We start from the raw sequence: 22,887 nt of genomic DNA on the forward strand, positions 1-22,887 counted from the left end.
CCCCGTCAGATGGAACGCGGCGCTCCACCCCGAAACGGTTCCGTTCACTTCGGGGTGAATATTCACAGGAGGCAGCACACGACATGGCACGGACCAGCACACGGGTGGGCGAGACCGAGCTCGCGCAGGCGCTGCGCAGCGGCCCCTTCCATCTGGCGCTGCGCACGGCGCTGTCGGCGCGCGGCCTCGCGCTGCACCGGGTGCAGCACCGGCTCGCCCAGCGCGGCGTCACCGTAGGGGTGACGAGCCTCAGTTACTGGCAGCAGGGCGCGCGGCGCCCGCGAAGACCCGAGTCGCTGCGGGCCGTACGGCTGTTGGAAGAGATCCTCGACCTGCCCGAGCGGGCGCTGCTGCGGCTGCTCGACTCCGCGGCCGCCCCGCCGGGCGCCGAACGGCCCGCGGCCCGCGCCTTACGGTCGCTGATGGACGAGTCCCGGGCCGTCGAGCAGTTGCTCGGCGAGCTGGAGGCACCGGCCGACGGCGGACTCCACACCGTCTGCCACCTGGAACGGGTCTCCATCGGCGCCCGGCGCGAACTGCGCGAACGCGACTCGCACCACGTGGTGCGGGCGCACCGGGACGGGGTGGACCGCTACGTCGCCATCCACTACGGGGACACCGGCTGCGACCCGGCGCGCATCGCCGTCCGGGCCACCGAGAACTGCCGCGTGGGACGGGTGCGATGGCACTCCGGCGCGGGCGTCCTGGTCAGCGAGCTGCTCTTCGACACCCGGCTGCGGACCGGCGAGACCTACGTCTTCGGCTACGCCTTCGACGACGGCACCGGCGGCCCGAGCGACGAGTACGTCCGCGGATTCAGCTTCGCGGGCGGGCAGTACGTCCTGGAGGTGCGCTTCGACGCGGCCGCGCTCCCGGTGCGCTGCCGCCGCTTCGCCCAGGCCTCGGCCGGCGCGCCGCGCAGCGGCCACCAGGAGCTGACGCTCACCGGCCGGCACCGCGGGGTGCACCTGGTGGAACAGGGGGTGCGGCCGGGGATCGTGGGGATCGGCTGGGACTGGTCGTGACCCCGCCGTCAGGCGCTCGGGCCCGCCACCAGCCGGCCGCCCTTCGCCCGCACCGGCACGGCCGGCAGCGGGTCCCCGGCCGGGCCCTGGAGCACCTTGCCGGTCTTCACGTCGAACCGGCTGCCGTGGCACCCGCAGGCCGCGACGCCGGCGTCGACCGTGGCGAGGACGCAGCCCGCGTGGGTGCACTCCGCGCTGAACGCCTTGAACTGCCCCTTCACCGGCTGCGCGACCAGCAGCCGCTCCTCGCGGTAGAGCTTGGCGCCGCCGACGGGGACCTCGCTCGCGGGCCCGAGCTCCACCGGCGCGGTGGGCGTCGAAGAGGCCTTGGCCCCCGTCTTCCCGTCGCAGGCGGCCGCACCGAGCCCGGCGACCCCGGCGAGCGCGGCTCCGCGCAGCAGGGTACGGCGGGACGCGCAGCAGGGGGCGGGCTGCCGGCTGGTCATGGGGGGCTCCTACGGGTGCGACGGCGGCGTACCGCCTGAACTGCTGCGATGTCGGTGCATGACGATACGCCGCCGGACGGGCTGATTTTTCAGCCCGTCCGGGGGTTACCCCCTCCGGGGAGATTGAGGACTTCGCCCGAAGGCGGGGCCTCAGCCCCGACGAGCCCGCGTCTTCGCCGCAGCCGCCTTCTTCGCCGGCGCCTTCCGCACCCGCTTGGCCGGCGCCGAAGGCGCCACCGGCAGCATCTCCCTCAGGAACCGCCCCGTATGGCTGTCACCATTCGCCGCGACATCCTCCGGCGTCCCCTCGGCCACGACCAGGCCGCCCCCGTTGCCGCCCTCCGGACCCATGTCCACGACCCAGTCCGCCGTCTTGATCACATCGAGGTTGTGCTCGATGACGATCACGGTGTTGCCCTTGTCGACGAGCCCGGACAGCACCCCGATCAGCTTGCTGATGTCCTCGAAGTGCAGACCCGTGGTCGGCTCGTCGAGCACGTACACCGTCCGGCCCGTGGACCGCCGCTGCAGCTCGCTCGCCAGCTTCACCCGCTGCGCCTCGCCGCCCGAGAGTGTGGGCGCGGACTGGCCCAGACGCACGTACCCGAGGCCCACCTCGTTGAGCGTGCGCAGATGGCGCGCGATGGTCGGGACGGCCTCGAAGAAGTCGAGCGCCTCCTCGATGGGCATGTCCAGCACCTCGGCGATGGACTTGCCCTTGTAGTGCACCTCCAGGGTCTCCCGGTTGTAGCGCGCCCCGTGGCAGACCTCGCACGGCACATACACGTCCGGCAGGAAGTTCATCTCGATCTTGATCGTGCCGTCGCCGGAGCAGTTCTCGCAGCGGCCGCCCTTGACGTTGAAGGAGAAGCGGCCGGGCAGATAGCCGCGGACCTTCGCCTCCATCGTCTCCGCGAAGAGCTTGCGGACGTGGTCGAAGACGCCGGTGTACGTGGCCGGGTTGGAGCGCGGGGTGCGGCCGATGGGCGACTGGTCGACATGGACGACCTTGTCGACCTGGTCGTCGCCGTCGACCCGGGTGTGCCGCCCCGGCACCGCGCGGGCGCCGTTCAACTCCCGGGCCAGGTGGGTGTAGAGGATGTCGTTGACCAGTGTCGACTTGCCGGAGCCCGAGACGCCCGTCACCGCCGTGAGCACCCCGAGGGGGAAGGACACGTCGATGTCGCGCAGGTTGTTCTCCCGGGCGCCGCGGACGGTGAGCCGGCGCTTGGCGTCCACAGGGCGGCGGATCTCCGGCGTGGCGATGGACCGGCGGCCGGAGAGGTACTGGCCGGTCATCGACTCCTCGGTGGAGAGGAGCTCGGCCAGCGGGCCGCTGTGGACGACCTTGCCGCCGTGCTCGCCGGCGCCGGGGCCGATGTCCACGACCCAGTCGGCGACCTTGATCGTGTCCTCGTCGTGCTCGACGACGATCAGGGTGTTGCCCATGTCCCGCAGGCGCACCAGCGTCTCGATGAGACGGTGGTTGTCGCGCTGGTGCAGGCCGATGGAGGGCTCGTCCAGCACGTACAGCACGCCCACCAGACCGGAGCCGATCTGGGTGGCGAGCCGGATGCGCTGGGCCTCGCCGCCGGAGAGGGTGCCCGCGGCGCGGTTGAGCGAGAGGTAGTCCAGGCCGACGTCGACGAGGAACTTCAGCCGCTCGTTGACCTCCTTGAGCACCCGCTCGGCGATCTTCTTCTCGCGGCCGGTCAGCTTCATGCCGCGCAGGAAGTCGGCGCACTCGCTGATGGACATCGCGGAGACCTCCGCGATGGAGCGGTCCTGCACGGTGACGGCGAGGACGATCGGCTTGAGGCGGGTGCCCTCGCAGGTCGGGCAGGGCACCTCGCGCATGAAGCCCTCGAAGCGCTCGCGGCTGGAGTCGCTCTCGGCCTCCGAGTGCCGCCGCTTGACGAACGGCACGGCGCCCTCGAAGGCGGTCGTGTAGGCGCGCTCACGGCCGTAGCGGTTGCGGTAGCGGACCTCGATCTGGGTCTTGTGCCCGTTCAGCAGGGCCTTCCTGGCGCGCTGCGGCAGGCCGGCCCAGGGGATGTCGGTGCGGAAGCCCAGCTCGTCGGCGAGTGCGGAGACCAGGCGGTGGAAGTAGTCCTTGGTGTGGCCGTGCGACCAGGGGCTGATGGCGCCCTCGTCGAGGCTCTTCTCCTCGTCGGGGACGATCAGTTCGGGGTCGACCTCCATGCGGGTGCCGATGCCGGTGCAGTCCGGGCAGGCGCCGAAGGGCGAGTTGAAGGAGAAGGAACGGGGCTCCAACTCCTCGAAGGAGAGGTCGTCGTAGGGGCAGTAGAGGTGCTCGGAGTACATCCGCTCGCGCTCGGGGTCGTCCTCGGCGAGATCGACGAAGTCGAGGATGACCATGCCGCCGGAGAGGCCGAGGGCGGTCTCGACCGAGTCCGTCAGCCGGCGCTTGGCACTGCTCTTGACGGTCAGGCGGTCGACGACCACCTCGATCGTGTGCTTCTCCTGCTTCTTGAGCTTGGGCGGCTCGGAGAGCTGGATCGTCTTCCCGTCGACCCGGGCCCGGCTGTAGCCCTTGGTCTGGAGGTCGGCGAAGAGGTCGACGAACTCGCCCTTGCGCTCGCGCACCAGCGGGGAGAGCACCTGGAAGCGGCTGCCCTCGGGCAGCTCCAGCACCTTGTCGACGATGGCCTGGGGCGACTGCCGGGAGATGGGCCGGCGGCACTCGGGGCAGTGCGGCTTGCCGATGCGCGCGAAGAGCAGCCGCAGGTAGTCGTAGACCTCGGTGATCGTGCCGACCGTCGAACGCGGGTTGCGCGAGGTCGACTTCTGGTCGATGGACACGGCCGGGGACAGGCCCTCGATGAAGTCCACGTCGGGCTTGTCCATCTGGCCCAGGAACTGTCGTGCGTAGGAGGAGAGCGACTCGACGTAGCGGCGCTGCCCCTCGGCGAAGATCGTGTCGAAGGCGAGCGAGGACTTGCCCGACCCGGAGAGGCCCGTGAAGACGATGAGCGAGTCACGGGGGAGGTCGAGCGAGACGTTCTTGAGGTTGTGCTCGCGCGCGCCACGGACGATGAGACGGTCAGCCACGCCGGTCGGCACCTTTCGTGTGAAGAGGAAGGGGGTGCGCCGGCCCCGCCACCGCACGAGGCCACCCGTCCGGGGGCCGTCGCGGGAGCAGAGGTCAGTGCGGAGCGATGCTCCCGAACCTGTCAGGGCGACCCCGTCGGGGCGACTCCGTCAGGGTACGAGAGCGCTGCGGCCATCTCTCAAGGATGCCGCACTCCGAGCGTATAGCACGCACATTCGAATTACGGCAGGATCCCGCCTCCTTCACCCGAAGGAGTGGCGGCGCTATCGTCGGCCGCATGATTGATCATGAACACGACCTCGCCCTGCTGCGCGAGGCGACGGACCGCCTGACGCGGGCCGTGGAGGCCCTGGCGGAGTCCGCCGTCGGCGAGCCCTCCCGGCTGCCCGGCTGGACCCGCGGACATGTGCTCACGCACCTCGCGCGCAACGCGGACGCCTTGGTCAACGTACTCTCCGGGCGCCCGATGTACGCGAGCGCCGAGGCCCGCGACGCCGACATCGCCGAAGGCGCGCCACGCCCCCTCGCCGTCCAGCTCGACGACCTCCGCGCGAGCGCCGGGCGCTTCTTCGACACCGCCGCCCGGCCCGCCGACTGGTCGCGCACCGTCACCCTGCGCAACGGGGTCACCGACAGCGCCTCCCGGGTGCCGTTCCGGCGGCTGATCGAGGTCGAGCTGCACCATGCGGACCTCGGGATCGGCTACGAGCTGGAGGACCTCCCCGCCGAGTTCACCGGGCGCGAGATCGGCTTCCTGGCCGACCGGTTCGCCGGACACCCGGACCTCCCGGCCCTGGTGATCACCGACGAGGAGGGGCACACCTGGCGCTCCGGCCGCGCGGACGGCCCCGGGACCCGGGTCGGCGGCCCCGCCCCCGCCCTGCTGGGCTGGCTCGCCGGCCGGCGCGACGGCTCGGCCCTGGAGTCGGACGGCGCCCCGGTGCCCGTCCTGCCCCCGCTCTGACGCGACCGCTGTCGGACCCGGCGACTAGGGTGAAGTCATGGCATACACCGGAGCGGTGAAGGTCGGCGGCCCCGCCGACGTACACGAACTGACCGACCTGATGATCTCGAAGGTCGCGGTCGGCCCGATGGACAACAACGCCTATCTGCTGCGCTGTCGCGCCACCGACGAGCAGCTGCTGATCGACGCCGCCGCCGAGCCGCACACGCTGCTCAGCCTGATCGGCGACAGCGGCATCGCCTCCGTGGTCACCACCCACCGCCACGGCGACCACTGGGGCGCGCTGGCCGAGGTGGTGGCCGCCACCGGTGCCCGCACCTACGCGGGCCGGTACGACGCCGAGGGCATCCCCGTCCCCACCGACGTCCCGGTGGACGACGGCGACACCATCACCGTCGGCCGCGTCCGGCTCACCGCCCGCCACCTGGTGGGCCACACCCCGGGCAGCATCGCCCTGGTCTACGACGACCCGCACGGCCACGCCCATGTGTTCACCGGCGACTGCCTCTTCCCGGGCGGCGTCGGCAACACCCACCGGGATCCGGAGGCGTTCGCCAGTCTCCTCGGCGACGTCGAGACCAAGCTCTTCGGGCAACTGCCCGACGAGACCTGGGTCTATCCGGGCCACGGCGCCGACACCACCCTCGGCGCCGAGCGCCCGCACCTGGCGGAGTGGCGCGAGCGCGGCTGGTGAGTCCGGCCCCTGTTGTGCGCCCCCGGCAGCGCCGGGAGCGCACAACGAACGGAGGCGAACGTTCCCCCGCGCCCCCGTGATCACCTCCACGCGCCCCGTTTCCCGCCCGGGAACGGGAAGTTGGACGGTACATGCACCATGACCGCCCTCCGGCCATGCTCCGTGTGGCGGCCGCATCCCTCGCCGGGACGGCCATCGAGTTCTACGACTTCTTCGCCTACGGCACCGCGGCGGCGCTGGTCCTCGGCCCGCTCTTCTTCCCCACCGTCTCGCCCGTGCTGGGCACCCTCGCGGCCTTCGGCACCTTCGGCGCGGGGTTCGTCGCCCGGCCGCTGGGCTCGGCGCTCTTCGGCCACCTCGGCGACCGCCGGGGCCGGCGGCCCGTCCTCGTCGCGTCCCTGCTGCTGACCGGGATCGCCACCGTCTGCGTCGGCCTGGTCCCCACCTACTCCGCGATCGGCGTCAGCGCCCCGGTGCTCCTGCTGGCGCTGCGCTTCCTCCAGGGGCTTGGGCTCGGCGGCCAGTGGGGCGGCTCGGTCCTGCTGACCGCGGAGCACGCCCCGGCACACCGCCGCGTGCTCTGGTCGAGCGTGCCGCAGCTCGGGCCGCCCGCGGGTTTCCTCCTCGCCAACGGCATCTCCCTGGGGCTCTCCGCCACTCTCACCGACGAGGAGTTCCGCTCGTGGGGCTGGCGGGTGCCGTTCTGGGCGGCGGGGCTGCTGGCGGTGGCCGGGCTGCTGCTGCGCGCCCAGGTGGCCGAGAGCCCGGCGTTCCGCGAGCTGGCCGCCGGCCCGGACCGTGCGCGCCTGCCCCTGGCCGAGGTGGTGCGGGACCACTGGCGGCTCGTCCTGCTCACCGCGGGCGGCCTCTCCGTCGGCTACGCCGTCTTCTACGCGGTCACCACCTGGGCGCTCGCCTACGGCACCGAACGGCTGGGGGTCGGCCGCACGGTGATGCTCGGCTGTGTGATGGCCGCCGTCGCCGTCATGGGGCTCGCCACGCCGCCGCTGGCCCTGATCGGCGACCGGGTCGGCCGGCGGACGATGTGCCTGACCGGCTGCGTGGCCACCGCCCTGTGGATGTTCCCGCTGGTGGCGCTGTTGCACACCGGGCGCCCCGCGCTGATGCTGCTGGGCTTCACCGGCGCGATGCTCGCCTTCATGATCACTTTTACCGTGGTCGGCGCGTACCTGCCCGAGCTGTACGAGCCGCGGGTGCGCTGCACGGGGGCGAGCGTGGGCTACAACCTGGCGGGCGTCGTGGGCGGCGGCCTCACCCCGCTGGCGGCCACCGCGCTGACGCGGGGCGACCGGCCCCCGTGGGGCCTCGCCGTCCTCCTGGTGACGATCGCCCTGATCAGCCTGGGCTGCTTCCTGCTGCTGCCGGAGACCCGGCCGGTGCCCGCCGCGGCGGGCACCGGGGACGCCTCAGGCGTCCGCGCCCTGCCGCTCCCGGGCCGCCTCGGCCTCCTCCGCCTTCCGCGAGGCGCGCAGGCTGGTGACCGTGGTGACGGCCAGCACGGCGCAGATGACACCCAGCGAGACCGGGATGCTGATCTCCGGCACGGCCACCCCGCTCTCGTGCAGGGCGTGCAGGACCAGCTTGACGCCGATGAAGCCGAGGATCACCGAGAGCCCGTACGAGAGGTGGACCAGCTTCCGCAGCAGGCCCCCTATCAGGAAGTACAGCTGGCGCAGGCCCATGAGGGCGAAGGCGTTGGCCGTGAAGACGATGTACGGGTCCTGGGTGAGGCCGAAGATCGCCGGAATTGAGTCCAGCGCGAACAGCACGTCGGTGGTGCCGATCGCCAGCATGACGATCAGCATCGGCGTCATCAGCCGGCGGCCGTTCTCCACGACGAACAGCCGGGTGCCGTGGTACCGGTCGGTGGAGGGGAAGCGCCGCTCGACCGCCTTCAGGAAGCGGTTCTCCTCGAACTCTTCCTCCTCCTCGCCCGAGCGCGCCTCCTGGATGAGCTTCCAGGCGGTCCAGATCAGGAAGGCGCCGAAGAGGTAGAAGATCCAGGAGAAGTTGGCGATGATCGCCGCGCCCGCGCCGATGAAGACGGCCCGCAGGACCAGGGCGATCAGCACACCCACCATCAGCACCCGCTGCTGGTAGACGGTGGGCACCGAGAACTTCGCCATGATCAGGACGAAGACGAAGAGGTTGTCGACGCTCAGCGACTTCTCGGTGATGTAGCCCGCGAAGAACTCGCCCGCCGGCTGCCCGCCGCCGAGGACCAGCAGCCCCAGCCCGAAGAGCGCGGCCAGGACGACCCAGACCACCGTCCAGGTTCCGGCCTCCTTGAGGGAGACCTCATGGGGTTTGCGGCCGCCGATGAAGAAATCGGCGGCCACCAGGGCGCACAGACCGAGAACGGTCAGCAGCCACATCGTCAGGGAGACGTCCAAGGGGTCCTCCGGCACGTCGTACGGCAACTTCCAGCGTCGTCGCTGCCGGAGGCGCGCTCCACCCGAGCGGGTGCGATCACGGCCGCCTCCGTGCCGAAAATGGTACAGGAAGACCCAAGAAACAGTAAAGAAAAGACCAAACTCCCTGTTCAGAGGGGGTTTAGTCCATCCCTTGGACGGTCAGAGACCATAGGCCCGCCGGGCCTGACCCACCTGCCACAGCACCCGGCGGACCACATCGCTCCCGGCGGGCGCCAGCGACGGCTCGTACGTCCACGCGTGGTGGACCCAGGGGTCGGCGAGGTGGTCGTCGGGGACGGGGGTGATGCGCAGCAGGGAGCGCCAGAACGGATCGAGCAGCGGGCCGAAGCCCCGGGCGTCCTCCCGGTCCGCCACCATCATCAGGTGCACGCCCACCGAGGGGCCCTCGTCCGCGAGATAGCGCAGCCGGTTGACCGCCCGGTCGTCGAAGCCGTGCGGGAAGTCGTTGACGATCAGCAGCTGTTCGGCGGTGTCGACGTCGGGCGGCAGGGCGTCGGCGGCCCCGCTGCGGACCGCCATCTGCACCAGGTCGACGCGGCGCGTCAGCTCCGTCAGGACGGCGGCGACGCCCTGCGCCCCGGCCGCCGGGGGCCGCCCCAGTGCCCCGCACTCCAGCAGCGGGGCGAGCGCGGCACCGGCCGAGCCCGCCGGGTCGATGACGTGCACGCCGTAGTCGCCGACCGGGTGGACGGCCAGCAGCCGGGCGGCGTGCGCCACCGCGCAGTCCATGGCCAGCCGGCGCAGCTCGGCGGGGTCCGCCCGGTCCGTGCCCGAGCCGGTCGCCCGGCCGCAGTCCACCCACAGCCCGCGCTCCAGCGGCAGCCGCACCAGCATGGGGATGCGCAGCCCCCGGCGCTCGGGCAGGTGCAGATCGCCCAGGCGCAGTGCGAGCGGCGTCTCCAGGGGCGCCTGGTAGCCGTGCCAGGCGGGGCTGTCCCAGCGGGCGAACGCGGGCGGCAGGGCGTGCTCGACGACGTCGGCCTCGGCGGTGAGCTGGGCGACGTCCCGGTCCAGGACGGCGCGGGCCCGGTCGACCAGCCCGTCGTGCTTGGTCCGGGCGGCGGCCCGGGCGGCGTCCGCGGCCGGGCCCACGCGGGTGGCCGGGTCGGCGAGCTGGGCGTCGAGCTCCCGCTCCAGACGGGACCCGGCGAAGCCGACCGCGCTGCGGTAGGCGGCGACGCTGCGGGCGAGGTCCTCGAACATGCCCCACACCTGGTTGTACAGGCGCTCCTCGAGAGTCCAGCCCGAGGCGTCGCCCGCCACGGGCTCCGGGGGCGCTCCGTCCCCGGCCGGGGAGGCGGCGGGCGGCGGAGGCGGGGGCTGGAGCGCCGCATGCCGGCCGGGGTGGCGGTAGTCGACGCGCGCCTCCCCCGGCCCGACGGGTGCGAGGGCCTGCCGGCCGGTACGGTCCTCGGGCCGCTCCTCCGGCGCGGCGTGCCGGCCGCCTCCCCCGGAGCGGCGCGGGGAGGGCTGCGGCGGCGCGAGGACGAAGTCCGCGGCGGGGCTCCCGGCTGCGGCCTCGCTCTCCGGCACGAGCCCGGCGGCCGCGTCGGAGCCGAGGGCGTCGAAGCCGCCGAGCGCGGCGCGACCATCGAGCGCGGTGTGACCGTCGAGCCCCAAGTCCCGGAAGAGCGCCGGGAGTCCGTCCGCATATCCCTGGCCGACGGCCCGTACCCGCCAGGCGCCCTGCCGGCGGTAGAGCTCCAGGGCGACCAGGGCCGTCTCGGCGTCCAGCCCGGTGACGGTGAAACCGGCGATCTCCTCCCCCGTGCCATCGGCCAGCGCGAGGAACGGCGCCGCCGTCGCGCCGAACCGGCCGGGCCCCCCGCCGCCGGGCGGCAGGGCCAGCAGCACGCTCACCCGGTGCACCGTCTCCGGCAGGGCGTCCGTCTCGACGGCGATCCCCTGCCCGGCCACCGCCACACCGGGCATGTGCGGGGCTCCCGGGTGGACGACGTGGCCCGGGCCGGGCACCCTGCCGTCCGGGCCTGCGAGCGCGGCCGCCACCAGCACCGGGTCGCCCACCGAGACCCTGATCTCCAACCGGCTCGTGGTCAGCGGGTGGTTCTGCCCCCGCACCAGCTCGGCCGTCATCGCCCTGCCCCCCTTGTCGTCGCGCCCTGCTCGCCGGGCACGGGCCCGGGCCCGTGCCGTACCACCCCGCGCCCCCGCGCCCCCGCGCTCTACAGAACGGTGGCGATCACCGGGTAGAGGTCCTGGATCGTCCGGCCGTTGGACGGGATGCCGATGGCGGTCATCTGCCAGCCGCCGCCCACCCGGTGCACCTTCGCCATGATCTGCGCCGTGTAGGGCCCGCCGCCGTCGAGGGTGTAACGGGCCAGCTCCTGGCCGGTGGTGTCGTCGATCAGCCGGCAGAAGGCGTTGGAGACCTCGGCGAAGGTCTGGCCGCTGAAGGAGTTGACCGTGAAGACGATCTGGTCGATGTGCACGGGCACGCGCTGCAGGTCGACCAGGATCGTCTCGTCGTCGCCCCCGGTGCCGGCGCCGCCCACCAGATTGTCCCCGGTGTGCCGCACCGAACCGTCGTTGCTCACCAGGTGGTTGAACCAGACGTCGTCGATCGGCTGCCCGTCGGCGTACATCACGGCCGAGGCGTCGAGGTCGATCTCCTTGGTGCGCGACCGGAACAGTCCCCGGCGAGGGGCCGACTTCCAGCCGAGCCCCATCCGCACCGCGGTCAAGGTTCCCCCGTCGGCCTTCTGCAGGCTGACGCCCTGTCCCTTGGACAAGTTGACGCTCACGCGCGGTCCCTTCTCGTTCGTCTCTCTCCCCAGTGCCGCGCGATCACGCGGCATCCGGGACCGACCCTATGCACTTGCACGACCGCCTGACCCGCCGAGATCGGTTTGTGGCGGTCCTGCAACATCTCCCCCGGTCATCTTTGAGCAAAGGACGACGCCTTGGGCAAAGGACCCGTCAGGCCCGGGCCCCGTCCGCACCGGGGAACGGCCCCCCTCAGGCCAGCCCCACCTCCCTCATCTGCCGCAGCTCCTTCTTGAGCTCGCCCACCTCGTCCCGCAGCCGCGCGGCGACCTCGAACTGGAGCTCCGCGGCGGCGGCCCGCATGCGGTCCGTCATCTCCTCGATCATCTCGGCCAGTTCGGCCGCGGGGCGGTCCGTCGGCACCGCCTGCTTGGCCTTGGCCTTCTTGCCAGCCTTCCCCCCGGCGGGCGCCGTGGGCACCGGCGCCTTCCCCTTGCCCTTGTCCGTCTTGCGGTAACCGGTGCCCAGCAGCTCCTCGGTGTCGATCTCCTCGCGGGCGATCGTGGCGACGATGTCACCGATCTTCTTGCGCAGGGGCTGCGGGTCGATGCCGCGCTCCTCGTTGTACGCGATCTGCTTCTCGCGGCGGCGGTTGGTCTCCTCGATGGCCTTCTCCATCGCGGGCGTGACCTTGTCCGCGTACATATGGACCTGGCCGGAGACGTTGCGCGCCGCGCGGCCGATGGTCTGGATCAGGGAGGTCCCGGACCGCAGGAAGCCCTCCTTGTCCGCGTCGAGGATCGCCACCAGGGACACCTCGGGCAGGTCGAGGCCCTCGCGCAGGAGGTTGATGCCGACCAGGACGTCGAACTCGCCCGCGCGCAGCTCGCGCAGCAGCTCGACGCGGCGCAGCGTGTCCACGTCGCTGTGCAGGTAGCGCACCTGGATACCGAGCTCCAGGAAGTAGTCCGTGAGGTCCTCGGCCATCTTCTTGGTGAGGGTGGTGACCAGGACGCGCTCGTCCTTCTCGGTGCGCTTGCGGATCTCGTGCACCAGGTCGTCGATCTGGCCCTCGGTGGGCTTGACGACGACCTCGGGGTCGACGAGGCCGGTGGGGCGGATGATCTGCTCCACGAAGCCGTCGGAGCGGGACAGCTCGTACTTGCCGGGGGTCGCGGAGAGATAGACGGTCTGGCCGATCCGCTCCGTGAACTCCTCCCACTTCAGCGGCCTGTTGTCCATGGCGGACGGCAGCCGGAAGCCGTGCTCGACCAGGGTGCGCTTGCGGGAGGCGTCGCCCTCGTACATCGCGCCGATCTGCGGGACCGTGACGTGCGACTCGTCGATGACGAGGAGGAAGTCGTCGGGGAAGAAGTCGAGCAGGGTGTTGGGCGGGGAGCCGGGCTCGCGGTCGTCCATGTGCAGCGAGTAGTTCTCGATGCCGGAGCAGGATCCGATCTGACGCATCATCTCGATGTCGTAGGTGGTGCGCATGCGCAGCCGCTGGGCCTCCAGGAGCTTGCCCTGCTTCTCCAGCCGGGCGAGGGTCTCCGTCAGCTCGGCCTCGATCCCGGTGATGGCCTTCTCCATCCGTTCGGGACCGGCGACGTAGTGGCTGGCCGGGAAGACGTACAGCTCCCGGTCGTCCGAGATGACCTCGCCGGTGAGCGGGTGCAGGGTGGACAGCGCCTCGATCTCGTCACCGAACATCTCGATGCGCACGGCCAGTTCCTCGTAGACCGGGAAGATCTCGATGGTGTCGCCGCGGACCCGGAAGGTGCCGCGGGTGAACGAGAGGTCGTTGCGCGTGTACTGGATCTCGACGAAGCGGCGCAGCAGTTGGTCCCGGTCGATCTCCTCGCCGACCTTGAGGGGGACCATGCGGTCCACGTACTCCTGCGGCGTGCCGAGGCCGTAGATGCAGGACACGGAGGCCACCACGACGACGTCCCGCCGGGTGAGCAGCGAGTTGGTGGCGGAGTGGCGCAGCCGCTCCACCTCCTCGTTGATCGAGGAGTCCTTCTCGATGTAGGTGTCCGACTGGGGGACGTACGCCTCGGGCTGGTAGTAGTCGTAGTACGAGACGAAGTACTCGACGGCGTTGTTGGGCAGGAGCTCGCGGAACTCGTTGGCGAGCTGGGCCGCCAGGGTCTTGTTGGGCGCCATGACGAGCGTCGGCCGCTGGAGCTTCTCGATCATCCACGCCGTGGTCGCCGACTTGCCGGTGCCGGTCGCACCGAGCAGCACGACGTCCTTCTCCCCCGCGCGGATGCGCTTCTCCAGCTCGGCGATGGCCGCCGGCTGGTCACCGCTCGGCTGGAAGGGGCTGACGACCTCGAAGGGCGCCACCTTGCGTTCGATCTTGGAAACGGGCCGCATGGAACCCACCGTACGACCTGCCACTGACAATGCCCGTTCCGACGGCTCCCACCTGGCGTTCTCGCGGTGGACCGGGGGCGAAGGGCCGGCGAACGGACCGGGGCGGATTCCCTCTCCCCCCTGCGCCCGGCCCCGGTTTCCGGTACGACTGATCCGTACACCACGGACGCCGTACGCACGGACGCCCATGCCATGGACCGGGCCGCCACCGCGCCCGGCCCCGGACGCCGCGAGGAGCCCCGATGCGCATCCGCCCCGCCGCCACCCTGACCCGTACCCTCGTCGCCCTGGCCGCGGCCGCCCCGCTCGCGCTGGGCCTCGCCTCCGCAGAGGCCGGGGCCGCCCCCTCGGACGCGCGGCCGCACGTGCCGTACGTCATCGGCCACCGGGGAGTGCCCGTCCAGGCGCCCGAGAACACCCTCGCCTCCATCGACAGAGCCGCCCGCCTGGGCATCGGCTGGGTGGAGAACGACGTCCAGCGCACCAGGGACGGCGCGCTCGTCGTCGTCCACGACACCACCCTGACCCGGACCACCGACGTGAGGAAACGCTTCCCGGACCGGGCGCCCTGGCGGGTCGGCGACTTCACCCTCGCCGAGATCCGCACACTCGACGCCGGAAGCTGGTACGGCCACCGCTTCGCCGGTGAGAAGGTGCCGACCCTGGACGGCTATCTGCGCCGGGTGGACCACAACCGCCAGCGGCTGCTGCTGGAGATCAAGGCGCCCGAGCTCTACCCGGGCGTCGAGCGGCAGTTGGCGGACGCGCTGCGCCGGGCCGGCTGGCTCGACCGGCGGCACGTCGGCGGCCGGCTGGTGGTCCAGAGCTTCAGCGCCCCGGCCCTGAAGACCTTCCACGGTCTGCGGCCGGAGGTGAAGACCGGCTTCCTCGGCGCCCCGCGCGCCGCCGACCTGCCCGGTTACGCGGCCTTCGCCGACCAGGTCAACCCCGACCACACCAAGGTCACCGCGGGCTGGGTCCGCGCGGTCCACGGCCTCACCGGCCCGCACGGCCGGCGGCTGGAGGTATCGGCCTGGACCGTGGACGACCCCGAACGGGCCGTCGCCCTGGCCCGTCTGGGCGTGGACGCGATCATCAGCAACGCGGCACACGTCGTCGCCGACGCGCTGGCGGAGGACGCCGACGAGGACGCCGTGCCGACGCTGACGGACGTCCTCGGCTGAACCGGGGTCCGGCCCTGCGCGGCGCTCCCCCGCCGGGTGGATCCTGGGAGGTGGAGGTGGTGCGCCGTGCAGCGTTCGGGCAACGAGCCGATGACCGCCCGCAGCCCGCTCCGTCTGCGGTGCGGGCTCGCGAGCTTCGGCCTGGTCGTCTCCGCCGGCGGGGCCTGGCTGTTCGCCGCCGCGGGGCACCCGGGCTGGGCTGCGGCCTTCGCCGTCCTCGCGGTGGTGACGGTCGTCGACCTGACCTTGATCATCCGGCACATCCGCCAGGGCCCGCACTGGCAGCCGGGCCGGGACGTGCCCCCGTACGAGCCGCCCGGGGACGGCGGGCCGCGGCGGCGCTGAGCACAGCGCGCCCGCCCGGCCCGATCCGGGGACCGCGCCTCAGCCGCCCGCCTCGCCGAACCGGGCCGCCGCCACGAAGTCCGGCCGCGGGTCGAGCGCGGCGGCGAGCCGGAAGTGCCGCAGTGCCTCCCCGGCCCGGCCCGCGCGCACCAGCGTGCGGCCCAGCGCGAAGTGTGCGAAGGCGTTGTCCGGCTCGCGCTCCAGCACGTGCAGGAACTCCCCCTCGGCGCGCCGAAGTTGCGCGGAGGCGAAGTAGGCGCGGGCCCGCAGCAGGCGGGCCGCGGTGTTCCCGGGGTGGGAGGAGATCATCGAGTCGAGCAGCTTGACCGCGCCGCGCGGGTCGCGGGCGTCCAGCAGCCGTTCGGCCGTCCGGAAGTCGATGACATGGGTCTCGGGCGTCGGCTCGGGCACGAGTACGGTCCTTCCCTGTGGCTGCCGGGGAGGCGTCGGAGGACGTCCCCGGGTGCGGGGAGGGAACGCCCCCGGGTCAAGCCCTATTCCCGGCCGCCGGCCCCGCCCGCCCGCTCGCGCAGCGCGGCCCAGACCTCGTCCACGCGGGCCGCCAGCTCCTCGACCGGGCCGTCGTTGGCGATCACCACGTCGGCCACCGCCAGCCGCTGCTCGCGCGTCGCCTGCGCCGCCATCCGGGCACGGGCCTCCTCCTCGGCCATGCCCCGCAGGCGCACCAGCCGGTCGAGCCGGGTCTCCTCGCCGGCGTCCACCACCAGCACCAGGTCGTAGAGCGGGGCCAGGCCGTTCTCGGCGAGGAGCGGGACGTCGTGGACGACGATCGCGTCCGGCGCGGCGGCGGCCTGCAGTTCGGCCGAGCGGGCCCGCACCAGCGGGTGCACGATCGCGTTCAGCGCGGCGAGCCGTCCCTCGTCGGCGAAGACGAGCGCCCCGAGCGCGGGCCGGTCCAGCGCGCCGTCCGGCGCCAGGACCGCGGGCCCGAACTCGGCGACGATCGCCGCCAGTCCGGGCGTCCCCGGCTCGACCACCTCCCGCGCGATCCGGTCGGAGTCGATGATCACCGCGCCGTGCGCGGCCAGCAGCCGCGACACCTCGCTCTTGCCGGCGCCGATCCCGCCGGTCAGGCCCACCGTCAACATGGGCCCCACGCTATCGGTCCGCCCTTCAGCGGCCGCCGTCGCCCTCGCGGTCGGCGAGGAACCGCTCGAACTGGGCGCCCAGTTCATCGGCGGAGGGCAGCTCGACCGGCTCCGCGACCAGATTGCCGCGCGTCTCGGCCCCGGCCACCGCGTCGTACTGATGCTCAAGACCACGCACCAGCGTCACCAGCTCCTCGTCCCCCTCGCCTATCTGCCGCTCGATCTCCTCCTGCGTCCGCAGCGCCTGGCTGCGCAGCGCGTGCGCGGTGTCGGGCAGCACCAGTCCGGTGGCGGAGGTGATCGCCTCCAGGACCGTCAGCGCGGCGTCGGGGTACGAGGAGCGCGCCACGTAGTGCGGGACGTGGCCGGTGACACCGAGCACGTCGTGGCCCGCCTCGGCGAGCCGGAGCTCGATGAGCGCCTCGGCGCTGCCGGGCACCTGGGCCTCGTCGAAGTGGTCGCGGCGGCCCGGCACCAGGTCCGCGCGGTTGCCGTGCGCGGTGAGGCCGACCGGCCGGGTGTGCGGGACGCCCATGGGGATGCCGTTGAAGTTGACCGAAAGCCGCACCCCCAGCCGCTCCACGATCTGGCGCACGGCGGCGGTGAACCGCTCCCACTCCACGTCCGGCTCCGGACCGGACAGCAGGAGGAACGGGGCCCCCGTGGCGTCCTGCACCAGGCGCAGTTCGAGCCGGGGCGCCTCGAAGGCGCTCCAGTGGTCGCGCTCGAAGGTCAGGACCGGGCGGCGCGCCCGGTAGTCGATCAGACGGTCGTGGTCGAAGCGGGCCACGACCTGGTGCGGCAGCCCGTCGAGGAGCCGCTCGACGATCTGGTCGCCCGTCTCACCGGCGTCGATGTACCCGTCGAAGTGGTAGAGCATGACCAGCCCTGCGCTGTCCTGGGCCAGGGCCAGATCGGCCACGGCGAGCCCCTTGGGCTCCCATTCGTACAAACCCTGCGGATCCATCACGGTGACCGTTCCTCCTCATGTTCCGTCAGGGGGAACGTTCTTGACGGCCCGGAGCATTCCCGCTCCGCCGCCGGACAAGCGGAAGGCCCGCTTCCCCAAGGGGAAGCGGGCCTTCGCCGTCAGCGGTCAGCCGCGGTGGTCAGAGCCTCAGCTCTGGCCGCCGGCGAGCTTCTCGCGGAGGGCGGCCAGCGCCTCGTCCGACGCCAGGGCGCCGGAGGTGTCGGCCGACTCCGAGGAGTACGAGCCACCGGCCGGAGCGGCCTGAGCGGCGGCCTGGTCGCCGGCAGCGGCGGCCTCGGCGTCCGCCTCGCGGGACTTGATGACCTGCGCCTGGTGCTGCTCGAAGCGCTGCTGCGCCTCGGCGTACTGGCGCTCCCACTCCTCGCGCTGCTTCTCGTAGCCCGGCAGCCAGTCGTTGGCCTCGGGGTCGAAGCCCTCGGGGTAGATGTAGTTGCCCTGGTCGTCGTAGGACGCGGCCATGCCGTACAGGGTCGGGTCGAACTCGACCACGGACGGGTCGGCACCGAAGGACTCGTTGGCCTGCTTCAGCGAGAGGCTGATGCGGCGGCGCTCGAGGTCGATGTCGATGACCTTGACGAAGATCTCGTCGTTGACCTGGACGACCTGCTCCGGGATCTCCACGTGGCGCTCGGCCAGCTCGGAGATGTGGACCAGGCCCTCGATGCCCTCGTCGACGCGGACGAACGCACCGAACGGAACGAGCTTGGTGACCTTACCCGGGACGACCTGACCGATCTGGTGGGTCCGGGCGAACTGCTGCCACGGGTCTTCCTGGGTCGCCTTGAGCGACAGGGAGACGCGCTCGCGGTCCATGTCGACGTCCAGGACCTCGACCGTGACCTCCTGGCCGACCTCGACGACCTCGGACGGGTGGTCGATGTGCTTCCAGGACAGCTCGGAGACGTGGACCAGACCGTCGACGCCACCCAGGTCCACGAAGGCACCGAAGTTGACGATCGAGGAGACGACGCCGGAGCGGACCTGACCCTTCTGGAGGGTGGTGAGGAACGTCTGGCGGACCTCGGACTGGGTCTGCTCGAGCCAGGCACGGCGGGACAGGACCACGTTGTTGCGGTTCTTGTCCAGCTCGATGATCTTCGCCTCGAGCTCCTTGCCCACGTAGGGCTGGAGGTCGCGGACGCGGCGCATCTCGACCAGGGAGGCCGGGAGGAAGCCACGGAGGCCGATGTCGAGGATGAGACCACCCTTGACGACCTCGATGACAGTACCGGTGACGATGCCGTCCTCTTCCTTGATCTTCTCGATCGTGCCCCAGGCGCGCTCGTACTGGGCGCGCTTCTTGGACAGGATCAGGCGGCCTTCCTTGTCCTCCTTCTGGAGAACGAGGGCCTCGACCTGGTCGCCGACGGAGACGACCTCGTTGGGGTCGACGTCGTGCTTGATCGAGAGCTCGCGGGAGGGGATGACACCCTCGGTCTTGTAACCGATGTCGAGCAGGACCTCGTCCCGGTCGACCTTCACGATGACGCCGTCGACGATGTCGCCGTCGTTGAAGTACTTGATCGTCTCGTCGATCGCGGCGAGGAAGGCTTCCTCGTTACCGATGTCGTTGACCGCAACCTGCGGGGTGGTGGCGGTGGTCTCGGTGCTGCTCGTCATGTGGGAAAGGGCTCCGGTACGGACATTGAGTCGTAGGTACTGCTACGCCGAGAGCCCGTATATCGCACCGCCGAAGCCGGACAGCCTTGGAGGCGCACTCTCCGGATCGCTCCGAATTCCGGATCGCTCCGAAAGCGCCTCGACAACCGAGGGGACATACAACAAGTGCGAAAGCGGCCTGCTCGGTCCGAGGCGCGCAGGCCCGCAGCGCAACTTGTAGCATACGGGGACGGCCGGACACGGTCAATGCGCGAAGGCGCACAGCAGGGACAAAACACACCGAATCCGGCGCAACTCACCTTGCGGGAGACGGAAAACGTCCCTCCAACGTCTTTCGACGGCCTGCCGATGCTCCGTCGACGGCCTTTCGACGGCCGGACACTCTACCCACTCGCCCAGCCAGCCCGGGATCGCGACCACCAGATGACGCCAGAAACCCATGAGTACGAGCCGGAGGCGGTCCGGCGGACCACCGGCGACGCCGAGAGCAGCCGGGCCAGCCGCGGCTGGTGGGACCGCAACGCCGACGAGTACCAGGACGAACACGGTGCGTTCCTGGGCGACGACCGCTTCGTGTGGGGCCCGGAGGGGCTCGACGAGGCCGAGGCCCGGCTGCTGGGCCCGGCGGGCTCGCTGGCGGGGCGCGACGTGCTGGAGATCGGCGCCGGCGCGGCCCAGTGCTCCCGCTGGCTGGCCGCCGAGGGCGCCCGGCCGGTGGCCCTGGACCTCTCGCACCGGCAGCTCCAGCACGCGCTGCGGATCGGCGGGGACGTCCCGCTGGTCGAGGCGGACGCGGGGGCGCTGCCGTTCGCGGCGGGCTCCTTCGACCTGGCCTGCTCGGCGTACGGCGCGATCCCCTTCGTCGCCGACCCGGTGCGGGTGATGCGCGAGGTGCACCGGGTCCTGCGCCCCGGCGGCCGCTGGGTCTTCTCCGTCACCCACCCCCTCCGCTGGGCCTTCCCCGACGAGCCGGGCCCGGAGGGCCTGTCCGTCGCGGCCTCCTACTTCGACCGCACCCCGTACGTGGAACAGGACGAGACGGGCCGTGCCGTCTACGTCGAGCACCACCGGACGCTCGGCGACCGGGTGCGCAACGTGGTGGCGGGCGGATTCCGCCTGCTGGACCTGGTCGAGCCGGAATGGCCGGATTGGAACACCCAGGAGTGGGGCGGCTGGTCGCCCCTGCGGGGCCATCTGATCCCGGGCACGGCAATCTTCGTGTGCGAGCGGGCATAGTCAGCCTGTCCGGCGCTTGAGGACAAACCCGCGCGGAGCGCGGCGAGAAACGGTGAAAGGGCGGGACCGGGGCACAATCCCTCCTCGGCGACACTGTCCCCGTGACCCGCCGCACCGACGCCCTCGACCAGCTCCCCGTCCGCACCGCGCTCCCCGGCCTGACCCGGGCGCTGGACGACCACGGCACCGCCGTGCTCTGCGCCCCGCCCGGCACGGGCAAGACCACCCTGGTCCCCCTGGCCCTGGCGGGGCTGACGGACGGCGGCCCGGCCCGCCGCGTCCTCGTCGCCGAACCCCGCCGCATCGCGGCCCGCGCCGCCGCCCGCCGCATGGCCTGGCTGCTCGGCGAGGAGGCGGGCGGACGCGTCGGCTTCACGGTGCGCGGGGAGCGGAAGGCCGGCCCCCGGACCGTCGTCGAGGTGGTCACCACCGGCGTCCTGCTCCAGCGCCTCCAGCGCGACCCCGAGCTGGCCGGCGTCGACGTCGTCGTGCTCGACGAGTGCCACGAGCGGCACCTGGACGCGGACACCGCCGCCGCCTTCCTCCTCGACGTCCGGGCCGCCCTGCGCCCCGGCCTGCGGCTGGTCGCCGCGTCGGCGACGACCGACGCCGAGGGCTGGGCCCGGCTGCTGGGCGGCGCCCCGGTGGTGACGGCGGAGGGCGTCGCGCACCCGGTCGACACCGTCTGGGCACCGCCGCCGCGCGCCGTGCGCCCGCCGCACGGCCTACGGGTGGACCCGGCGCTGCTGGACCACGTGGCGGCCACGGTGCGGCGGGCCCTGCGCGAACGCGAGGGCGACGTGCTGTGCTTCCTGCCCGGCGTCGGCGAGATCGGCCGGGTGGCCGGGCTGCTGGGCGCGCCGGAACGGCTGGGGGCCGAGGTGCTCCAGGTGCACGGCCGGGCCCCGGCCGCCGTCCAGGAGGCGGTGCTGGCGGGCGGCGCGCCGGGCTCCCGCCGGGTGGTGCTGGCCACCGCGGTGGCGGAGTCGAGCCTGACCGTCCCGGGCGTGCGCGTCGTCGTGGACGCCGGGCTGGCGCGGGAGCCGCGCACGGACCACGCCCGGGGGCTGAGCGCGCTGACAACGGTGCGCGCGTCCCGGGCCTCGGGGCGGCAGCGCGCGGGGCGGGCGGGCCGCGAGGCGCCGGGGACGGTGTACCGCTGCTGGGCGGAGGGCGACGAGGCCCGGCTGCCGGCCTTCCCGGCGGCGGAGATCACGGTCGCGGACCTGACGGCGTTCGCCCTGCAGGCGGCCTGCTGGGGCGATCCCGACGCGAGCGGGCTGGCGCTGCTCGATCCCCCGCCGACCGGCGCGATGGCCGCGGCACGCGCCGCGCTGACCGCCACGGGCGCCGTGGACGAGGCGGGCCGGCCCACGGACCGCGGCCGCCGGATGGCCCGCCTGGGCGTGCATCCCCGGCTCGCGCGGGCCCTGCTGGACGGCGCTCCCCGCCTGGGCGCACGACGCACGGCCGAGGTCGTGGCACTGCTGAGCGAGGAGCCGCCGCGGGAGTACGGCGACGACCTGGCCGGGGCGTGGCGGGCGGCCCGCCGGGGCGGGGACGCGTACGGCACGCGCTGGCGGGCGGAGGCCCGCCGGCTGGAGGGCGCCCTGCGGGGCGTCGCGGAGGAGGGCCCGGGCGGCGGCGCGCCGCTGACCGACGACGCCGCCGCGGGCCTGGTCGCAGCGCTGGCCTTCCCCGAACGGATCGCGTGCGAGCGCGGCGAGGAGTCGTACCTGATGGTGTCCGGGACGGGCGCGGAGCTGGGCGACGGCTCGCGGCTGCGCGGCATGCCCTGGATCGCGGTGGCCGTCGCGGACCGGCCGGTCGCCGCGGCGTCGGCCCGGGTGCGGCTGGGTGCGGTGATCGACGAGGAGACGGCCCGGGAGACGGCCGGGGCGCTCCTGGCGGAGGACGAGGAGGTGCGCTGGTCCCCGGAGCGGCGCGACGTGGTGGCCCGCCGGGTGACGCGGCTGGGCGCCGTCGAGCTGGCCTCGGCGCGGCTGGCGGCCCCGGACCGCGCCCGGCTGCGGTCGGCGCTCCTGGAGGGGCTGGCGGCGGAGGGACCGGAGCTGCTGCGCTGGAGCGCGGAGGCGACGGGCCTGCGGCAGCGGCTGGCGTTCCTCCACCGCGAACTGGGCGGGCCCTGGCCGGACGTCTCGGACGCGGCGCTGCTGGCCCGTGCGGACGAATGGCTGGGCCCGGAGCTGGACCGGGCGCGCGGGCGGGCGGATCTGGAGCGTGCCGATGTGCGCGCCTGCCTGGAGCGGCTGCTGCCGTGGGCGAGCGGGGACGCCGTCCGGCTGGGCGAGCTGGCGCCCGAGCGCATCGAGGTGCCGAGCGGTTCGCGGATCCGGGTGGACTACGGCGAGGGGCAGCCCGTCCTGGCCGTCAAGCTCCAGGAGCTCTTCGGCCTCCAGGACACACCGCTGGTCGCGGGCGGGCGCGTGCCCGTCCTGGTGCACCTGCTGTCACCGGCCGGGCGTCCGGCGGCGGTCACGGCGGACCTCGCGTCGTTCTGGCGGGACGGCTACCGGGCCGTACGGGCCGAGCTGCGCGGGCGCTACCCGCGCCACCCGTGGCCCGAGGATCCGTCCGCGGCGGAGGCGACGCGGCGGGCCAACGCCCGCCGCCGGTGAGG

General features: G+C 72.9%; 17 protein-coding genes and 1 pseudogene. 8 read left to right on the forward strand and 10 right to left on the reverse strand.

Annotated features, from left to right (window positions below; genetic code table 11):
* Positions 1-83: 83 nt before the first annotated feature.
* Complete coding sequence (locus AB8735_RS10475) at positions 84-1,025, forward strand: hypothetical protein (protein ID WP_344024704.1); 942 nt, start codon at positions 84-86, stop codon at positions 1,023-1,025.
* 8 nt (positions 1,026-1,033) lie between these two features.
* On the opposite strand, the gene AB8735_RS10480 is transcribed toward AB8735_RS10475, so the two are convergent.
* Both AB8735_RS10480 and uvrA read right to left on the reverse strand, forming a co-directional pair.
* Positions 1,034-1,471, reverse strand: coding sequence for a Rieske (2Fe-2S) protein (locus AB8735_RS10480; protein WP_372406827.1), 438 nt, complete (start codon positions 1,469-1,471; stop codon positions 1,034-1,036).
* 150 nt (positions 1,472-1,621) lie between these two features.
* The gene (gene uvrA, locus AB8735_RS10485) at positions 1,622-4,543 is read right to left on the reverse strand and encodes an excinuclease ABC subunit UvrA (protein ID WP_372406829.1); all 2,922 of its coding nucleotides are present in this window, start codon (positions 4,541-4,543) and stop codon (positions 1,622-1,624) included.
* Between the two features lie 278 nt (positions 4,544-4,821).
* On the opposite strand from uvrA, the gene AB8735_RS10490 reads away from it, so the two are divergent.
* The 3 genes and pseudogenes from AB8735_RS10490 to AB8735_RS10500 all read left to right on the forward strand — a co-directional run.
* Entirely contained in the window at positions 4,822-5,508 is a 687-nt protein-coding gene (locus AB8735_RS10490; protein WP_372406830.1) for a maleylpyruvate isomerase family mycothiol-dependent enzyme, read from the forward strand.
* Between the two features lie 37 nt (positions 5,509-5,545).
* Positions 5,546-6,202, forward strand: a complete 657-nt coding sequence (locus AB8735_RS10495; protein WP_344024696.1) for an MBL fold metallo-hydrolase — start codon at positions 5,546-5,548, stop codon at positions 6,200-6,202.
* 155 nt (positions 6,203-6,357) lie between these two features.
* Positions 6,358-7,617, forward strand: a pseudogene (locus AB8735_RS10500) (MFS transporter); the annotation flags it as partial.
* Positions 7,618-7,629: 12 nt separating this feature from the next.
* On the opposite strand, the gene AB8735_RS10505 reads toward AB8735_RS10500, so the two are convergent.
* The 4 genes from AB8735_RS10505 to uvrB all read right to left on the reverse strand — a co-directional run bounded on the left by AB8735_RS10505 (position 7,630) and on the right by uvrB (position 13,761).
* Positions 7,630-8,616, reverse strand: a complete 987-nt coding sequence (locus AB8735_RS10505) for a TerC family protein (protein WP_344024694.1) — start codon at positions 8,614-8,616, stop codon at positions 7,630-7,632.
* 180 nt (positions 8,617-8,796) lie between these two features.
* Positions 8,797-10,752 (reverse strand): TerD family protein, encoded by a 1,956-nt coding sequence (locus AB8735_RS10510; protein ID WP_372406832.1) that lies wholly within the window; start codon positions 10,750-10,752, stop codon positions 8,797-8,799.
* Positions 10,753-10,841: 89 nt separating this feature from the next.
* Positions 10,842-11,420 carry a TerD family protein gene (locus tag AB8735_RS10515; protein WP_344024689.1) on the reverse strand — a complete coding sequence of 193 codons (579 nt, stop codon included), beginning with the start codon at positions 11,418-11,420 and terminating at the stop codon, positions 10,842-10,844.
* A gap of 214 nt (positions 11,421-11,634) precedes the next feature.
* Positions 11,635-13,761: an excinuclease ABC subunit UvrB gene (gene uvrB / locus AB8735_RS10520; RefSeq protein WP_372406833.1), complete on the reverse strand. Its 2,127-nt coding sequence runs from the start codon at positions 13,759-13,761 to the stop codon at positions 11,635-11,637.
* Positions 13,762-14,003: 242 nt separating this feature from the next.
* On the opposite strand from uvrB, the gene AB8735_RS10525 reads away from it, so the two are divergent.
* A complete protein-coding gene (locus AB8735_RS10525) occupies positions 14,004-14,945 on the forward strand; it encodes a glycerophosphodiester phosphodiesterase (RefSeq protein WP_372406834.1) in 942 nt (313 codons plus the stop codon).
* A gap of 90 nt (positions 14,946-15,035) precedes the next feature.
* Complete coding sequence (locus AB8735_RS10530) at positions 15,036-15,290, forward strand: DUF6343 family protein (protein WP_372411814.1); 255 nt, start codon at positions 15,036-15,038, stop codon at positions 15,288-15,290.
* Between the two features lie 39 nt (positions 15,291-15,329).
* Here AB8735_RS10530 and AB8735_RS10535 read toward each other — a convergent pair whose 3' ends face one another.
* The 4 genes from AB8735_RS10535 to rpsA all read right to left on the reverse strand — a co-directional run bounded on the left by AB8735_RS10535 (position 15,330) and on the right by rpsA (position 19,010).
* Complete coding sequence (locus AB8735_RS10535; RefSeq protein WP_372406836.1) at positions 15,330-15,701, reverse strand: tetratricopeptide repeat protein; 372 nt, start codon at positions 15,699-15,701, stop codon at positions 15,330-15,332.
* 83 nt (positions 15,702-15,784) lie between these two features.
* Positions 15,785-16,399 carry a dephospho-CoA kinase gene (gene coaE / locus AB8735_RS10540; protein WP_344024679.1) on the reverse strand — a complete coding sequence of 205 codons (615 nt, stop codon included), beginning with the start codon at positions 16,397-16,399 and terminating at the stop codon, positions 15,785-15,787.
* A gap of 25 nt (positions 16,400-16,424) precedes the next feature.
* Positions 16,425-17,369, reverse strand: a complete 945-nt coding sequence (locus AB8735_RS10545) for a PAC2 family protein (protein ID WP_344024677.1) — start codon at positions 17,367-17,369, stop codon at positions 16,425-16,427.
* A 147-nt stretch (positions 17,370-17,516) separates the two neighbouring features.
* Complete coding sequence (gene rpsA / locus AB8735_RS10550; protein ID WP_344024676.1) at positions 17,517-19,010, reverse strand: 30S ribosomal protein S1; 1,494 nt, start codon at positions 19,008-19,010, stop codon at positions 17,517-17,519.
* A 423-nt stretch (positions 19,011-19,433) separates the two neighbouring features.
* Between rpsA and AB8735_RS10555 the strand changes: the two genes are divergently transcribed.
* Together AB8735_RS10555 and hrpB are read left to right on the forward strand one after the other, a co-directional pair.
* Entirely contained in the window at positions 19,434-20,246 is an 813-nt protein-coding gene (locus AB8735_RS10555) for a class I SAM-dependent methyltransferase (RefSeq protein WP_372406839.1), read from the forward strand.
* Positions 20,247-20,347: 101 nt separating this feature from the next.
* On the forward strand, positions 20,348-22,885 hold the full coding sequence (gene hrpB, locus AB8735_RS10560; protein WP_372406842.1) for an ATP-dependent helicase HrpB: 2,538 nt from the start codon (positions 20,348-20,350) through the stop codon (positions 22,883-22,885).
* The last annotated feature ends 2 nt before the right edge of the window (positions 22,886-22,887 follow it).

Source organism: Streptomyces luteireticuli, from assembly GCF_041519305.1.
Classification (GTDB): domain Bacteria; phylum Actinomycetota; class Actinomycetes; order Streptomycetales; family Streptomycetaceae; genus Streptomyces; species Streptomyces luteireticuli.